Here is a 16,192-nt window from a genome sequence, read left to right on the forward strand (position 1 = left end):
CGTTACAGTGCTAATACTTATACTCTTCACTTCCCTTTTTAAATATCATTTTTTCTAGCTAACAGAGTTGCAATTAGCAAATTCCTTGCAAATTGCTTACTTACTTTCCTTAACTTGACGCGTATGATCCTTCTAACTGAGAAACAATAAAAAGTTTTGAAAAATTGATTCAAGCTGATTCAAGCTAGATTACCTGCAAAATATAAAGAATGGTTATTAAAATATAAAATAAGGACATTAGTTATGATAGTGAACGAAGAAGAATTTATGAAGCAATCTGATGTGATTAATCTTCCAAAATGGGAAAAATCTTTCTATTATATAATAAATATAGGGCATTATGAAAATTATGATGAAGCAATGGATTGTATTATTAAAAATTTAAATAATCCTGAAGAATTAATACAAGCTGCGGCACTTCAAACTTTAGGAATCTTAGCCTTTAGGTTTAGCAATATTAAAGCAAAATTAATATTGCCTATTTTGTTTAACAACTTAAATAGTAAAAATGAGAGAATATTATATGAAACTAAAGATACCTTAGAGCAGATTACTTACCATGTAATAAGATTAAGCAGAAAGATTCATTTGGAATATTTTAAAAATGGAATTGATTTTTTACTGGAAAAATTTTAAAGAGATATACAGATAAAACATTAATGCTCTACTTAAATAATGAAGAAGAAAAAATAGAGTTTATTTTAAGTTTCTGTCAAAATTCTTTAAATTTAAAGAAGCATTAGAGGTTTGCCTGTATTTTCTTGAAAAAACAGAAAGTGAGCAAATATATAAAACTGCTTTTCAAGGATTCATTTATATAGTAATCAGATTTAAAAAATAGATTTTGATATTATATTACCATTTATTAAAAAATTTATAAATCTAGATAAAAGTTGTGTTCATATTTATACAGACTCTTTTTTAGTTAATATAGCAATTATGATACCTGAACTAAGAGAAAAAGTAATACCTTATCTAAAAAAATAAAATCACCTTATTTAAAGAGATACAAGCCTTAAATAACAATAGAGAAAGTAACGGCACTAGCAGTAAAGGCAGTAAATGACAATGCTTTGTCGAGGTTAGAGCAGAAGATTGAGAATAAGATAGCGAGGGCCTTAGTCTTTTTTATTGTTTTTATGGACTACATGGTCAAGCGAACTAAGTGACACAATGGGTTTTACAGGTCCACACAATAATGCTACACGAGAACGACAATAAAATCTTTTTAAGAGAGGTATAAACAAAATCACTTTTTAGGCAATTCTATTATACTTTGTAAAGCATTATAAGTTTTTGCTAAAAAATAATATATACTTAGCTTTATATAAAAGATGAAATCTACTTTTCACCTTTTATATTCAACTTTTTAGCCGAATAGCAGATTATGTAATAACTCACTATTCGTATTAATTAACTATTATCTTTTTTCTTGGAGGAATATAGATTGTTTCATCTTCAGCATGCGAAATCTTTTCTAAAAGTCCGATAAAACGGTCTTTATTAGGTACTAGCTTTACTATCACCCACCCTTCTTCTATTGATTTCTTTATGTGTTCTATATCAGATTTATGCTCTGAAAAAGATATAACTTTTTGTGCTGGATTTTGCATATTGATAAATCAATTATAGCTAACAAATGTTGATATTATAGTAAATATTTTTTAATAAATCAATCACATATTTATTATTTGCTAAATATAAATAAAATGATTACCATATATTAGGTCTTGTCTACTTATATCCTAATAAATAGTTTAATTAAAAATTAAAAGTTATATAACAATTTTTTATTTTAAACATATATTTTTATGTCACTTATTAACTTTATTTAATTTAAACTGTATAATTTCATTATGTCAAATGATAATTTACAACCGCCTGCCCTTTCTAAAAAGCAATTATTTGCTTTTTTTTGGTATGGTTGTCGGAATGTTCATGTCGGTACTTGATATTCAAATTGTCGCTAGCTCATTATCTGTAATAGCTGCAGGTCTTGCCGCTTCAAGCGATGAACTTTCTTGGGTTCAAACATCTTACTTAATAGCTGAAGTTATCATTATTCCTATTACCGGCTTTTTAGCAAGGTTACTTTCTACTAGAGTTTCTTATTTTATTGCAGCTTTATGGTTTACGGTTATGAGCGTATTATGTTCGCTTGCAACTAATATTGAATCCATGATTATCTTTAGAGCATTACAAGGATTTTTTGGCGGTGCTATAATACCGACGGTCTTTAGTACCGTTTTTATAATTTTTCCTGCATCACAACGTCCTACTGTTACTATCTTAATTGGACTTGTCGTAACTGTCGCCTCTACTTTAGGACCTACACTCGGTGGATATATTACAGAGATTTTATCATGGCATTTTATGTTTTTATTAAACGTCATACCCGGTATTTTCGTATGCACGGTAGTATTTTTATATGGGGATTTTGATAAACCAAATTATAAATTACTGAAAAATTTTGATTTTCTCGGTATATTATTAATGGCTTTAACGCTCGGCTTATTACAGTATGTTTTAGAAGAAGGCAATAAAAAAGGTTGGCTTGAGGATAATTTAATATTATTCTTAAGTATTGCAGTAGCTTTAGGTTTTATTAATCATTAGAGAACTAACCTTTATTAATCCAATTTTAGATTTAAAAACATTCCTTTATAAAGACTTTACTTTTGGTTGCCTTTATTCATTCGTTATGGGTATCGGATTATACGGGGCAGTATATATATTACCGCTATTTCTCTTTACTATTGCCGGATATGATACATTACAAATCGTGGCTACTATGATGGTGACGGGCGGAGCACAATTTTTATCTGCACCACTTGCCGGTAGGATGTTAGGGCTAGGGGTAGATTTACGCCTTATGCTTATTATAGGGCTTGGAGGGTTTGATCTTGGATGTCATTTGAATAGTTTTCTAACACCTGATTCTAAATTTGCTGCCTTTGTGCTTCCTCAAGTTGTTAGAGGGCTTTCCTTAATGTTTTGTTTTATACCGACTAATAATGTAGCTCTTGGCAATATGCCAAAAGAAAGAGTAGGTCACGCTAGCGGGCTTTATAATCTTACTTGTAATTTAGGAGGAGCAGTAGGGCTTGCAATAATCAGCACTATACTTACTAATGATACTAAAATCTTTATGCAATATTTATTGGAAAATATCTCATCTACTTCTATAATGGCATTAGAACAGCTAGATTCTTATACTGAATTATTAAGCGAAAAAGTTCTTAATCCTGAAAAAGCATCATATTTGTTATTAGCAAACAAATTAAATAATGATGCTTTTGTAATTGCAATAAATAATATATTTAATATGATAGGGCTGTTATTTGTATTTATAATGCTACTAATACCTTTTACTTCAAATATCAAATTAACTGAAAATGTTAATGCTCACTAAAATTAAATTTATATTATATTTTCCTTGGTTATTATTAGAAATATGGAAATCAGCTTTCTCGGTTATCAAAATAATTTGGCAAAGCAAGATAGAGATAGAGCCGATTTTTGAATGGATTGACGCAGAAGGGCTGGAAGAAATCGGTGAAGTAATTTATAGTAACTCGATTACATTAACACCTGGTACGGTAACACTTGATATAAATAATAATATGTTACTAGTGCATGCACTCAATAAATCATCGATTATCGACCTACAAAGAGGTAGAATGATTAAAAAAATAAAAAACAACTTGAAGTAGGAAATGATATCAGATATAAACGCTCTAAAGTATAAAAAAGTTTTGCTTAAAGTTTCAGGAGAAGCTTTAATGGGGGACAAGCAGTTTGGGCATGAATATGAGGTAATAAAAAAGATTGCTGGCGATATTAAGGAGGTCATTGATTTAGGAGTAGAAGTCGCTATCGTAGTCGGTGGCGGAAATATTTACCGTGGGATTAATGCAGCACTCGTCGGTATGGACCGAGCTTCAGCGGATTATATAGGTATGCTTGCAACGGTGATTAATGCATTAACTTTACAAAACGTTATGGAAAGCTTAGGTATCTATACAAGAGTTCTATCGGCTATTCCTATGATGAGCGTGTGCGAGCCTTATATTCGCCGTAAAGCTAAAAGACATATGGAAAAAAAGCGTGTAGTAATTTTTGCCGGTGGTACGGGTAACCCGTTTTGTACAACCGATAGTGCCGCAGTACTTCGTGCAATTGAAATGAATTGCGATATTTTATTAAAAGCAACTCAGGTTGACGGCGTATATGATTCCGACCCTAAAAAAAATCCTGATGCTAAAAAATATTTCACTATTAACTATAAAGATGTTATAACTAACAACCTGCAAGTCATGGATACGGCAGCTATTGCAGTTGCAAGAGAAAATAAATTACCTATAAGAATATTTTCGATAAAAAAACAGGGAAATTTTGCTAGAGTAATACAAGATAAAGGCGAATATACGACAATTGAAGAATAAGTAGTGTGAATTGTGGTATGATTTTTATGGCGTTGTTGCATGACTCGTTTTATGTCATTCCCAATACACATAACAATGTCTCAATTAATAATATACGGATAAAATAATATGGATACAGAAACGTTAAAGAAAATTTTACAAGAAAAAATGGATAAAGCTCTCAAAGTTTTAGATCATGAGCTTAAAGGGCTACGTACCGGTAGAGCTTCAGTTAATTTGCTTGATAACGTAACCGTGGAAGCTTACGGTAGTAAAATGCTGCTTTCACAAGTTGCTTCTCTATCCACCCCTGATGCACGAACAATTAACGTGCATGTTTGGGATAAATCTATGGTATCCTCAGTAGAAAAAGGAATTACTATAGCAAATCTTGGCTTAACTCCAGCAACGGACGGTCAATTAATCAGACTACCTATACCGGCTTTAACTGAAGAAAGACGTAAAGAACTGGTAAAGCTTGCTCATAAATACGGTGAGAATACTAAAATTTCATTACGTAATATTAGAAGAGACGGCAATGAAGAACTTAAAAAGCTAGAAAAGGATAATATTATTGCAAAAGATGAGCATCATAACTTATCTGAACAAGTACAAAAGTTAACTGATGAATATAGCAGTAAAGTTGACTCGGCAATAAAACAAAAAGAACAAGAAATAATGACTGTTTGATAAGGTTACACATTCACCCCCGTGGTCAAGCGAACTAGGTGACAGAATGGGTTTACCGATCCACGCAACAATGCCAAGAGAGAATGACATAAATTGACTCTATACTGACAAAATTAGTTAGAGATTTAATTCCAGAAATTATCTCAAAATCAGGTAGGATACCAGTTACTCATATTGCTGAATCATATGAGTATAAAGAATTATTAAAAAATAAACTACTAGAAGAAGTAGAGGAATTTTTACAAGATTAAGTATATGGAAGAAGTTGCTGATATATTAGAAGTACTTGAAACAATTTATAATATTAATGGCTATAAACTAAAAGATATATTAAAAAACAAAAAGAAAGTTAATGGTGGTTTTGATCATAAGATAGTTTTAGAAAAAATAACTAATTAGCTTTTATGACTTAATGAAATAAAATCGGCTATAGAATCTTGGATCACAGGCTATATCCAAGATCTAGCTTACAAGTCGTAGGCATGACATCGGAGCTACGCAAGCAAGACTGCACGTGAATAACATTAGACTATACTACTCAAAATAATAAAACTATGATTACAAAAGAAGAAGCACAAAAAATAGCAAAATTAGCTAGATTAAAATTTGAAGAAGATACTGTAGAAAAATTTTCTACTCAGCTTAGTACTATTATGTATATGATCGATATTTTAAATGAAATAGATTGCAAAGATATAGAGCCTTTAACCTCAGTTTCTAATATGAATGCTAGAATGCGAGAGGACGCCGTTACAAGTTCTGATTTATCAAACAAATTATTTGATAATGTAAGCGGAAATAGTGCTCAGCTTGCTAAAGAAGTAAAATATTTTATCACTCCAAAGGTTGTTGAATAATTATGACAGAACTAAACAAATTAACAGTAGCAGACAGTATAAAAGGTTTTAAAAATAAAGATTTTACAAGTAAAGAATTAGTTAATGCACATATTAAACAAATAGAAAAACATAAAAATCTCAATGCTTATGTTACCGAAACTTTTGATTTAGCTTTAAAACAGGCTGAAGCAGCCGATCAAAATTATGCTCAAAATCAACCGCGAACACTTGAGGGTATCCCGTTCGCCGCTAAAGATCTTTTCTGTACAAAAGGCATTAGAACTACGGCATGTTCTAATATACTGAAAAATTTTATACCTAATTATGAATCAAGCGTTACACAAAATATTTTTGATAAGGGCGGCGTGATGCTCGGCAAAACCAATATGGATGAATTTGCGATGGGTTCAGCAAATATTACTAGTTGTTTCGGAAATGTAATTAGCCCTTGGAAAACAAATGATGATAATGCTGATTTAGTTCCTGGCGGTTCTTCAGGTGGTTCAGCTGCGGCAGTTAGTGGATTTATGGCCTCCGCGGCTCTTGGTAGTGATACTGGTGGCTCGGTACGTCAACCTGCAAGCTTTACGGGTTTAGTTGGATTTAAACCGACATATGGTCGTTGCTCAAGATACGGGATGGTATCGTTTGCTAGCTCACTTGATCAAGCAGGAATATTCACTAGAAGCGTTTTAGACAGTAGCATTATGCTTGAAGCGATGATGGGGTTTGACGAAAAAGATTCTACTTCGATTAAAGCAGAAGTTCCAGAATTACAATCCGCTATCGGAAGTTCTATGAAAAATATAAAGATAGGCGTACCTCTTAACCTTGGTGAAGGTGGTATTGAACCTGATATTATGAAAATGTGGCAGGATACTATAGAGCTACTTAAAAACGCCGGTGCTGAAATAGTGGATATTACTTTGCCGCATGCTAAATACGGTGTTGCCGTTTATTACGTAATAGCACCGGCTGAAGCTTCTTCAAATTTATCTAGATATGACGGCGTTAGATACGGTCTTCGAGTAGAACATGAAAATATGACACTTGACGAAATGTATGAAATGACTAGATCAGCCGGATTTGGGGAGGAAGTAAAACGTCGTATTATGATTGGAACATATGTGCTTTCATCGAGTTGTATGAATGCATATTATCTCAAAGCTCAAAAAGTACGTCGTTTAGTTGCAAACGATTTTAATAATGCTTTTGCAAAAGTTGATGCCATTTTGTTACCTGCAGCACCGACTGAAGCATTTAAGATCGGTGAAAAACAAAATGATCCGACTATTATGTATTTAAACGATTTATTTACTATTCCTGCAAGTTTAGCCGGTTTACCTTGTGCATCAGTTCCTGCCGGATTATCGGCACGAGGTTTACCTCTTGGGATGCAGATTATAGGTAAACAATTAGACGAATATAATGTTTTGAAAATAGCATCGACAATTGAGTCAGGTGTAAAACATATTAAATTTGAGCCGGCAGGGTTTTAACCAAAGCTAGTAATTGATTTTATAAAGTTTTAGTAATTTAATGTATTTTACTATATATTAATTTTTTATTTTAAAATCAAGCGTAGGAGTGTTCCAAGCTTGATTCCTAAAATATTTTATTCAGTTAGTAATGACTTTAGTAATTGCTCACTGGGCATTCATATGGGTTTTTAATTATGGCATATATTGAAGGTAATACGGGAAAATGGGAATATGTAATAGGACTTGAAATCCATGCTCAAATTTCTTCAAAATCTAAGATTTTTTCAGGAAGTAGTACTATTTTTGTAGCAAGTCCAAATTCGCAGGTTTCCTATGTTGATGCAGCAATGCCTGGGATGTTACCGGTATTAAATAAGCACTGTGTACACCAAGCAATTAAAACAGGACTTGGGCTTAAAGCTAAAATAAATAAATATTCGGTATTTGATCGTAAAAATTATTTTTATGCCGATCTGCCGCAAGGTTACCAAATTTCACAATTTTACTATCCTATAGTACAAAACGGCACTATGGAAATACCGACTAGTACCGGCGATCTGAAAACTATTCGTATTAACCGTTTGCATTTAGAGCAAGATGCTGGTAAATCTATGCATGATCAATCACCACATTACAGCTTTATCGATTTAAACCGTGCCGGTATTGGGCTTATGGAAATTGTGACCGAACCTGATATATCATCACCGGACGAAGCGGCTGAATTTGTAAAAAAGCTGAGAAATTTGTTACGTTATATTGGCAGCTGCGACGGTGATATGGAAAAAGGCTCAATGCGTTGTGATGCTAATATTTCAGTACGACGTAGCGGTGAACCACTCGGCACAAGATGCGAAATTAAAAATATTAATTCAATTCGTAATATTATTAAAGCAATAGAATTTGAAGCTAAAAGACAAGTAGACTTGCTTGAAAGCGGTGAAGCAATAATTCAAGAAACACGCTTATTTAATGCCGATAGCGGTGAAACAAGAACTATGCGTTTAAAAGAAGAAGCACTTGATTATAGATATTTTCCTGATCCTGATTTATTACCGCTTGTTATTTCCGATAAGTTAATAGACGAGCTAAAAACAAATTTACCTGAGCTACCTGATCAAAAGATTGAAAAATATACGAAGGAATTTGGCTTAAGTAAATATGATGCTGAAGTAATAGTAGCTGATGAATCAGTTGCTGACTATTTTGAGAAAGCAGTAAATGAATGTAACCCTAAAATGCTTACTAATTGGCTAACCAGTGAGTTGTTCGGACAATTAAACAAAACATCGATCGGAATAAATGAATGCAAAATTACTCCTAGTGACTTTGCAAAACTAATAAAATTAATAGAAAATGATACTATTTCCGGTAAAATTGCAAAAACCGTTTTTGAAATTATGTTTGAAACCGGTAAAGCAGCTGATAAAATAGTAGAGGAAAAAGGACTTGTACAAGTTTCGGATAATAACGTGCTAAACACGGTAATTGACGAGGTGATAGCTGAAAATCCTGAATCAGTAGAGTGTTATAGAAACGGTAAGGATAAATTATTCGGTTTCTTTGTAGGGCAAGTAATGAAAAAAACCGGCGGTAAGGCTAATCCGACGCTTGTGAATCAGCTTTTAAAGGAGAAATTGAGTTCTTGATGTTTGTTGGTAATGTTGCACGGATACGGATATCGGAACCGTCATTGCGAGAAGGCGTTGCCAGCGTGGATCAATTTCGCCTATGTCATACCGTGGTCAAGCCACCGGATGACACCGAACGGGTTTTTTAAGCCATACAACAAGACCAATGCCTCGCTAGAGGACATACTCAAACTTAAAACATTATTTTATGAAATTTCTGAAAATATTTTTACTATCTTTCTTATTAGTTTCTTGTGAAAAAACAGCAACTGAAAAAACTTTAATAGTCGGTACTGCCGCAGATAATCCTCCTTATGAATTCATCCAAGATGGAGAGATTGTCGGGATTGATATTGATATTATCAAAGCAATAAGCAAACGTCTAAATAAAAAAGTTATTATAAAAAACTTTGACTTTAACGGTTTACTTGCAGCTCTAGTTAGTGAAAATATTGACGTTGCGGTGGCGGCGCTTTCCGTAACACCTGAGCGTGCCGAATATATCAGCTTTTCCAATCATTACGCTACTGCAAGATTTGCTATAATATATAGAACAGGTGATAATATACAAAATAGCAAAGATCTAGAGAATAAAATAGTAGGAGTACAGCTCGGTAGTGTTTTAGAAAAAAAAGCACAAGATTTATCACAGACGATGAATATTAAAGTTCATTCTTTAGCAAATCATTTAATGTTAGTTGAAGAATTAAAAGCTAGAGTCATAGATGCTATTATTTCTGAGGAATTTCAAGGCAAAAAATTAAAAGAAAATAATTCAAATTTAGAAAGCAGTACTTTAGAAGAATTGTCATCCGATTTTGCTATAGGTATGTCTAAAAACTCAGGACTAATTAATGAAATTAATGAAGCAATAGATTTATTAAAAAAAGATGGAACCATTAATAAAATTATAAAAAAATGGCTGGGACAGTAACAGAAAGTCAATTTAAAGACGCTATGAGCCGATTCCCTCAAGGAGTGACTATTATAACAACAAATTGTAACAACAAGCTTTTTGGCTTTACTGCTAGTTCTTTTACTTCTGTATCTTTAAAACCGCCGTTAATATTATTTTGCCTTAATAAAAATTCTTTTAGTATAAACAGTTTTCAAAAAAGTGATAAGTTTGCAGTTAGTATTTTAGCAGAGAATCAAATTGATATCTCAAGACATTTTGCTAAATCACAACCTAATAAATTTACAAAAATTGCTTATGAGCTTGGTAATAAAACTGATTGTCCTTTAATAAACGGTGCAACTTGTCATATAGAATGTAATAAATATGATTCTTACGATGCCGGTGATCATGTTTTATTTATCGGTGAAGTAATAAATACTACTATTAAAAATGACTTAAAGCCTCTATTATATTTTCATAAATTGTATACTTGTTTCATTTATTAGAAATATATTATTACCAATATGATAAATATCGGTCTTAGCGGTTCTACCGGTAAAATGGGAAAAACTATTCTAGAGAGAATAGATAAATTTAAAGATTGCAAAATTTTAGCAAAATTTAATAGTACTAATAATTTAGATGATTTAAATAATTTTTGTAAAAATTCTGATGTAATCATCGATTTTTCCACTCCTGAAATATTAGAAAAATTAATTAATTATGCATGCAAACATAATACAAAATTAGTAATCGGAACCACAGGACTGCAGCCTCAACATTTTAAGCTTTTAGAAAAAGCAGCTCAAACTTTACCTATTTTATATTCTGCAAATATGAGTATCGGGGCTAATTTGCTAAGCTATTTAGCAAGAAAGGCAACAAAAATACTAGATGATTACGATATTGAAATTCTAGAAACCCATCACCGTAATAAAAAAGATTCACCCTCAGGAACTGCTATTATGCTTGCTGAAACGATTGCAAGCGAAAAAGGATTAAATATAGCATTTAATCGTGGTAACAGACCAAGAAGCGAAAAAGAAATAGGTATTTCCTCGCTTCGTGGTGGCAATGTTCACGGTATACACGAAATATCTTTACTAGGTGACGATGAAATAATCACTTTAAAACACGAAGCTCTGAATAAAAATTCTTTTGTCATTGGTGCAATTAAAGCCGCTATTTGGCTACAAGATAAATCACCAGCTTTATATTCAATGCAAGATATTTATAATTATAGCTTGCAAAAACAGCTCTAACAGACTATATTTTATTATATAATGTAAATAACATAATCCTAAGGTTACTTATGATCGATTATACAAAAACTTTAACTGCCACCTCAAAGAATAAAACTTTTGATGAAGGCTTAAGAAAATACATGCTTAAAGTATATAATTATATGGCTTTGGCACTTTTACTAACCGGTGTAGCGGCCATAACGACTATATCAGTTGAACCTATTTATAATTTAATGTTTCAAACAGGTTTCGGTACTATTATAATGTTTGCTCCGCTCGGTATTGCTTTATATTTCTTTATGGGCTTCGGACGAATGCACCTGAAAACAGCACAAATATTATTTTGGGTTTATGCCGGTTTAACCGGTATGTCGCTTGCATATTTAGCTCTTATTTATACCGGTACCTCAATAGCTCGTACTTTCTTTATTTGCTCTTCCGTTTTTGGAGCAATGAGTTTGTACGGTTATAGTACAAGTAGAGATTTAACATCTATGGGTTCATTTTTTGCAATGGGTCTTATAGGTCTTATCATTGCTTCATTAGTCAACTTGTTTCTGAAAAGCTCAGCTCTTTCTTTTGCTACTTCTCTTATTGGAATAGTAGTATTTATGGGATTAATTGCTTGGGACACACAAAAGATTAAGTCTATGTATTACATGGCAGGAAACGATGAAGTAGGACAAAAGCTTTCTATTATGGCAGCCTTTACTTTATACTTAGAGTTTATAAATCTTTTCCTATATCTAATAAGATTTTTAGGCAATAGAAGGGATTAATTAATATAGCAGGTTATTTTGAAAACTCAACAGGAATTATTATTACAAGAGCAACTTTTTGAAGCCTTGAGAACAGAAGATACAGCATTGAATGCCAAAATATCTAGATCCTGCGAGGCCATTGCCTCATCTGCTATTGATCTTTCTAAGGACCAATCCCCTACTACTGCAGGTCCATATGTTAATCAAATGGCATTAGCCGATTTGGATGGTCGTGGTTTGGCTAAAGTCACAACAATAATAAAAAATGCATTTCCAGGAGATAAATACAGGGAATTCAGAGAAATAATCGATGCACCTCTTTTACAACATGTAGTTATGGAAGAGGCAATTAAACGACAAGTTGGATTAGAGGATAGCCGATATGACGCAGATTACAGAAAACTTGAAGAAATAAGAAATCCTAATGATCCTAAAAAAGCAATTGATGCTATGCTACGTGATAAGAGAGTGGCACAGCAAGCTGAGTTTGAGGAGAAAGGAAAAAAGGCAGCAGGAGTTTCTGCTGGTTATGTCGCTAAAGATGAACTAGGAAATACTTTTATTTTAAAACATTTTTATAAAACTCATGCTGCATGCCAAAAAATACAAGATAATAATGCACGAAAACAGGCTATTTCTGACCGAAGAGACGGGGTACAAGAATTCATAGGATCCACCATGTATCAATTTTTATTACATGATCGAGCACCAAAAGAAGGGCTGGTAAAAGCGGATGAAAAACACCCTGATTCACTTTATGTACGTTCTAAATTTTTTGATAATGCTGTAACACTCACAGAGTTTTCCGGTTTATCAGGTCAAACTAGAGTCAGAGCTAATGATCAAAATTTAAAAAAGCTGGAAGGATTTGAAAAAGCCATAGCTGCTTGTCATATGCTAGGGGAAGTAGATTATCATGCTGGTAATTTAATGGTGCAGGATGGTAAAACAATAACCAAAATTGATCATGGCCGCTCTTTTTTAGCATTTCATAAGGATTTTGGCAGTATGATCCAATCAACAAATGAAATGTTTGCACATCCTGGAGTCGGCTACAGTGCTGCTATTAAAGCAGGTAATTTCTCATTTAGTATTGATAAATATAGTGAATCGTTAAATCAAATGATAAGTCAATTTGATGAGAAACAGATGGAAGCAATAGTTGATCAAAAAATTGATGAATTAAAAAAAGCTGGGTTTGATCCAAAAAATATTGCATTATCCACTAATATTAAAAATTTTGATGATTTGCGGAAACACTATAAAGGCAGTATAAAAGCAAATCTTATTAATATGCAAGAAGTTGCCAAAGGAGCTGAGATAGTAACAAAATTCAGTAATGTTTTACCTAAATTTAACAATGGGGGTTGGTTAGAGGCTTTCGCTAATTCACCTGTAAAAGACCCGGTACTCTATGCAATAAATAATCACATTAAAATTGAAGGCATAGATGCTAAAGAGTGGGCGTATAAAAATAATTACCAAATTAAAACTGCTATAGGCTTGAAACAAGAAATAATCAAGGAACAACAATGGAGCAAAGATTTAGAAGGAAAATGGAAAGAAAAAGAAGTTGAGGTTAAAAAAGATAAAGTAGAAGTAGAAACTTTTGATCCTGTACAATCAATGCGTACACAAGATAAATCTACAGGCGAAAAGTTGGAGTCACTAATCGTTGATTTTACAAAGCAGGCAATAACTAAAAACGTAACCGATAAAAAAGTAACACAATTCTACGACAATATAATGAAAGAGCTAAAAAAAGCAAATTATCTTACTGAGCAGGATGTTGATGGTATAAAGAAAGATTTAAAATATCAGGATAATATCGAAAATACAACCAACTTATTAAATGCTAAAGCTTTCAAATTAAATGCCAAAGATACTATATATTACAAGGTAGGAAATTTTTGTGAACAGATAGGTTTATCTAACATTTCAAACTATTTTATGAAAAAAATTTCTCCTGAAAATTTAAATAAAATTCATGATACACAGAAGCTGATAGCAAAAAGTATAAAAATTGGCAACATATTAAAACAAAAAGAAAATCAAGGCATTCAGCCAAAAAGAGTAGAAGCAGTAAAAGAAATTGCATTCTCTAAATTACAAGCTAAAAGTGAAAATCAGAAACAAAAGAAACAAAGATGTTAAGGATATGCCTTAAAAGTCATTGCGAGGAGGCGTTGATCAATTTCATCTCTGTCACCCCGTGGCTTGACCACGGGATCCAGTTAAAATACTAAAATCATTAGTATTTGTTTATTATTTTTATGGACCTAGTTAGCAAGCCACGGGGTGACACAGTGGGTTTTACCGGTCCACGCAACAACACCTGCTTGCAATGACGATTGAGATAGCCATCAACAATGTCATATCCCTAAGCAATAATTATAAATTCTTATTCTTTCTCTGCATTTTTTCTAGCTGACGGTGATCGCATAATGCTTAGCGCTTTTAGAGCTTTATCTTCTACATATCTTGGAGCGTTCATTAGTAAATCTTCAGCTTGCTGATTTAAAGGAAATGCAATTATTTCTCTTATATTAGTAGCTTCTGCAAGTAGCATAACGATTCTGTCAATACCGGGAGCTATTCCGCCATGTGGTGGAGCACCAAACTTAAACGCTCTAATCATACCACCAAATATCTTATCAACTTCCTCCTCACTATAACCTGCTATGGAAAATGCTTTATACATAATTTCCGGCTTATGGTTTCTAATAGCACCGCTGGAAAGCTCAATACCGTTACAAACAATATCATACTGGTATGCATTAAGTTCAAGTAGTTCTTCAGTTGTTTTAGCATTGTCTAAGGCTTCCAAACCACCTTGTGGCATAGAAAATGGATTATGGCTAAAATCAATCTTACCTGTTTCTTCATTTAATTCATAAAATGGAAAATCAGTAATCCAACAGAATTTAAAGCAATCTTTTTCAAGTAAATCCAGCTCTTCACCAAGTCTTATTCTAACCTTACCTGCAAGCTTTGTAGCTTTTTCTTTTTTAGCGCTAGCAAAAAATACAGCATCACCGTTACTAATACTAGCTGTAGCTTTTAGACTCTCTAATTGCTGCGGGCTTAAGAATTTTGCTACCGGTCCTTTTGCTTCACCGGTTTCACTAAACTGAATATAGCCAAGTCCACCTGCTCCTTCTGATATCGCAAACTCTATCATTTTATCGAAGAAACTACGAGGCAGTGTAGCTGCCTTAGGGGCAGGAATTGCACGCACTATGCTTCCTTTTTTAATATTTTCCCTGAAAATCGTAAAATCGGAATCTCTAAATATCTCAGTTACATCGGCAATTATAATAGGGTTACGTAAGTCAGGTTTATCAGAGCCGTATTTTAGCATAGATTCATTATATGGAATACGAACGAAAGGAGTCTCTGATACTTTCTTATCCGTAAATTTAGTAAATAAATCATATATCACAGGCTCAATAGTGCTAAATACATCTTCCTGTGTAACAAACGACATTTCTAAATCTAGCTGATAAAACTCGCCTGGTGATCTATCGGCTCTTGCATCTTCATCCCGAAAGCAAGGAGCAATTTGGAAATAACGATCAAAACCTGAAACCATCAAGAGTTGCTTGAATTGCTGAGGTGCTTGCGGTAATGCATAGAACTTACCAGGATGCATTCTACTCGGTACTAAGAAATCCCTAGCACCTTCAGGAGAGCTAGCAGTTAGGATTGGCGTTTGAAATTCGGTAAAACCTCTTGCCGTCATCAAGTGACGAATATGAGAAATAATTTGTGAGCGGAGTATTATATTATTATGCAATTTCTCACGTCTAAGATCTAAACAACGATGTTTAAGCCTTGAATCTTCCGGAGCGTCTTTTTCAGTATTAATAACAAAAGGTAGAGTGTCTGCAGCTGACTCAACAATAAATTCTACAGCTAGCACTTCAACATGACCTGTCGGAAGCGTATTATTAATTGTGTCATCTGACCTTGCTACAACTGTACCCCTTACCGTAATTACCGACTCATAACGCAAACGGCTAGCATCCTCCATAAGCTGTGGATTTTGATCGGTAAATACGATTTGAATTATACCGTAATGATCACGTAAATCTATGAAAACCAGATGCCCATGATCTCTTCTTCTATGTACCCAGCCAGATAATTTAACTTCTTTCCCAACATCAGATATTTGTAATTCGCTACAATTATGAGTTCTGTATTTATGCATTTTTATTTCTTTATTAC

At 33.1% G+C, this 16,192-nt stretch carries 16 protein-coding genes and 1 pseudogene; 15 read left to right on the forward strand and 2 right to left on the reverse strand.

The window, feature by feature from the left end:
• Nucleotides 1–243: 243 nt before the first annotated feature.
• On the forward strand, nt 244–636 hold the full coding sequence (locus ACKTSD_RS07105; RefSeq protein WP_412708621.1) for a hypothetical protein: 393 nt from the start codon (nt 244–246) through the stop codon (nt 634–636).
• Between the two features lie 773 nt (nt 637–1,409).
• Here ACKTSD_RS07105 and ACKTSD_RS07110 read toward each other — a convergent pair.
• Entirely contained in the window at nt 1,410–1,613 is a 204-nt protein-coding gene (locus ACKTSD_RS07110) for a DUF2674 domain-containing protein (RefSeq protein ID WP_412708622.1), read from the reverse strand.
• Between the two features lie 243 nt (nt 1,614–1,856).
• On the opposite strand from ACKTSD_RS07110, the pseudogene ACKTSD_RS07115 reads away from it, so the two are divergent.
• The 14 genes and pseudogenes from ACKTSD_RS07115 to risK1 all read left to right on the forward strand — a co-directional run bounded on the left by ACKTSD_RS07115 (nt 1,857) and on the right by risK1 (nt 14,119).
• Nucleotides 1,857–3,412: pseudogene (locus ACKTSD_RS07115) on the forward strand (DHA2 family efflux MFS transporter permease subunit).
• Nucleotides 3,396–3,713 carry a monovalent cation/H+ antiporter subunit E gene (locus tag ACKTSD_RS07120; RefSeq protein WP_412708623.1) on the forward strand — a complete coding sequence of 106 codons (318 nt, stop codon included), beginning with the start codon at nt 3,396–3,398 and terminating at the stop codon, nt 3,711–3,713. The pseudogene ACKTSD_RS07115 and the gene ACKTSD_RS07120 overlap by 17 nt, the downstream one beginning before the upstream one ends.
• A 3-nt stretch (nt 3,714–3,716) precedes the next feature.
• A complete protein-coding gene (gene pyrH, locus ACKTSD_RS07125) occupies nt 3,717–4,445 on the forward strand; it encodes a UMP kinase (RefSeq protein WP_412708624.1) in 729 nt (242 codons plus the stop codon).
• Between the two features lie 108 nt (nt 4,446–4,553).
• Entirely contained in the window at nt 4,554–5,114 is a 561-nt protein-coding gene (gene frr, locus ACKTSD_RS07130) for a ribosome recycling factor (RefSeq protein WP_412708625.1), read from the forward strand.
• A gap of 104 nt (nt 5,115–5,218) precedes the next feature.
• Nucleotides 5,219–5,365 (forward strand): nucleoside triphosphate pyrophosphohydrolase family protein, encoded by a 147-nt coding sequence (locus ACKTSD_RS07895; protein WP_490337788.1) that lies wholly within the window; start codon nt 5,219–5,221, stop codon nt 5,363–5,365.
• 4 nt (nt 5,366–5,369) lie between these two features.
• On the forward strand, nt 5,370–5,513 hold the full coding sequence (locus ACKTSD_RS07135; protein ID WP_412708626.1) for a hypothetical protein: 144 nt from the start codon (nt 5,370–5,372) through the stop codon (nt 5,511–5,513).
• A gap of 155 nt (nt 5,514–5,668) precedes the next feature.
• Nucleotides 5,669–5,971, forward strand: coding sequence for an Asp-tRNA(Asn)/Glu-tRNA(Gln) amidotransferase subunit GatC (gene gatC / locus ACKTSD_RS07140; protein ID WP_412708627.1), 303 nt, complete (start codon nt 5,669–5,671; stop codon nt 5,969–5,971).
• 2 nt (nt 5,972–5,973) lie between these two features.
• The gene (gene gatA / locus ACKTSD_RS07145; RefSeq protein ID WP_412708628.1) at nt 5,974–7,452 is read left to right on the forward strand and encodes an Asp-tRNA(Asn)/Glu-tRNA(Gln) amidotransferase subunit GatA; all 1,479 of its coding nucleotides are present in this window, start codon (nt 5,974–5,976) and stop codon (nt 7,450–7,452) included.
• Nucleotides 7,453–7,628: 176 nt separating this feature from the next.
• On the forward strand, nt 7,629–9,080 hold the full coding sequence (gatB, locus tag ACKTSD_RS07150) for an Asp-tRNA(Asn)/Glu-tRNA(Gln) amidotransferase subunit GatB (protein ID WP_412708629.1): 1,452 nt from the start codon (nt 7,629–7,631) through the stop codon (nt 9,078–9,080).
• A gap of 190 nt (nt 9,081–9,270) precedes the next feature.
• On the forward strand, nt 9,271–9,996 hold the full coding sequence (locus tag ACKTSD_RS07155) for an ABC transporter substrate-binding protein (protein ID WP_412708630.1): 726 nt from the start codon (nt 9,271–9,273) through the stop codon (nt 9,994–9,996).
• Nucleotides 9,981–10,466 (forward strand): flavin reductase family protein, encoded by a 486-nt coding sequence (locus ACKTSD_RS07160; RefSeq protein ID WP_412708631.1) that lies wholly within the window; start codon nt 9,981–9,983, stop codon nt 10,464–10,466. The genes ACKTSD_RS07155 and ACKTSD_RS07160 overlap by 16 nt, the downstream gene beginning before the upstream one ends.
• An 18-nt stretch (nt 10,467–10,484) precedes the next feature.
• Nucleotides 10,485–11,222, forward strand: a complete 738-nt coding sequence (gene dapB, locus ACKTSD_RS07165) for a 4-hydroxy-tetrahydrodipicolinate reductase (protein ID WP_412708632.1) — start codon at nt 10,485–10,487, stop codon at nt 11,220–11,222.
• 50 nt (nt 11,223–11,272) lie between these two features.
• A complete protein-coding gene (locus ACKTSD_RS07170; protein ID WP_412708633.1) occupies nt 11,273–11,983 on the forward strand; it encodes a Bax inhibitor-1/YccA family protein in 711 nt (236 codons plus the stop codon).
• Nucleotides 11,984–12,001: 18 nt separating this feature from the next.
• Nucleotides 12,002–14,119 (forward strand): T4SS effector phosphatidylinositol 3-Kinase RisK1, encoded by a 2,118-nt coding sequence (risK1, locus tag ACKTSD_RS07175; RefSeq protein ID WP_412708634.1) that lies wholly within the window; start codon nt 12,002–12,004, stop codon nt 14,117–14,119.
• A gap of 247 nt (nt 14,120–14,366) precedes the next feature.
• Here the strand turns inward: risK1 and aspS are convergent, their stop codons facing one another.
• Nucleotides 14,367–16,175: an aspartate--tRNA ligase gene (gene aspS / locus ACKTSD_RS07180; RefSeq protein WP_412708635.1), complete on the reverse strand. Its 1,809-nt coding sequence runs from the start codon at nt 16,173–16,175 to the stop codon at nt 14,367–14,369.
• Between the last annotated feature and the right edge of the window lie 17 nt (nt 16,176–16,192).

The sequence above is a fragment of the Candidatus Rickettsia kedanie genome, assembly GCF_045865205.1.
GTDB classification, from domain to species: Bacteria; Pseudomonadota; Alphaproteobacteria; order Rickettsiales; family Rickettsiaceae; genus Rickettsia; species Rickettsia australis.

Bases quoted from the DNA above. Each gene is read 5' to 3' on its own strand.
- ACKTSD_RS07135 (WP_412708626.1), top strand. From the start codon at position 5,370: ATGGAAGAAGTTGCTGATATATTAGAAGTACTTGAAACAATTTATAAT.
- gatB (WP_412708629.1), top strand. From the start codon at position 7,629: ATGGCATATATTGAAGGTAATACGGGAAAATGGGAATATGTAATAGGA.
- ACKTSD_RS07110 (WP_412708622.1), bottom strand. From the start codon at position 1,613: ATGCAAAATCCAGCACAAAAAGTTATATCTTTTTCAGAGCATAAATCT.
- ACKTSD_RS07155 (WP_412708630.1), top strand. From the start codon at position 9,271: ATGAAATTTCTGAAAATATTTTTACTATCTTTCTTATTAGTTTCTTGT.
- gatC (WP_412708627.1), top strand. From the start codon at position 5,669: ATGATTACAAAAGAAGAAGCACAAAAAATAGCAAAATTAGCTAGATTA.
- frr (WP_412708625.1), top strand. From the start codon at position 4,554: ATGGATACAGAAACGTTAAAGAAAATTTTACAAGAAAAAATGGATAAA.
- pyrH (WP_412708624.1), top strand. From the start codon at position 3,717: ATGATATCAGATATAAACGCTCTAAAGTATAAAAAAGTTTTGCTTAAA.
- ACKTSD_RS07120 (WP_412708623.1), top strand. From the start codon at position 3,396: ATGTTAATGCTCACTAAAATTAAATTTATATTATATTTTCCTTGGTTA.
- aspS (WP_412708635.1), bottom strand. From the start codon at position 16,175: ATGCATAAATACAGAACTCATAATTGTAGCGAATTACAAATATCTGAT.
- dapB (WP_412708632.1), top strand. From the start codon at position 10,485: ATGATAAATATCGGTCTTAGCGGTTCTACCGGTAAAATGGGAAAAACT.
- gatA (WP_412708628.1), top strand. From the start codon at position 5,974: ATGACAGAACTAAACAAATTAACAGTAGCAGACAGTATAAAAGGTTTT.
- ACKTSD_RS07105 (WP_412708621.1), top strand. From the start codon at position 244: ATGATAGTGAACGAAGAAGAATTTATGAAGCAATCTGATGTGATTAAT.
- ACKTSD_RS07170 (WP_412708633.1), top strand. From the start codon at position 11,273: ATGATCGATTATACAAAAACTTTAACTGCCACCTCAAAGAATAAAACT.
- ACKTSD_RS07160 (WP_412708631.1), top strand. From the start codon at position 9,981: ATGGCTGGGACAGTAACAGAAAGTCAATTTAAAGACGCTATGAGCCGA.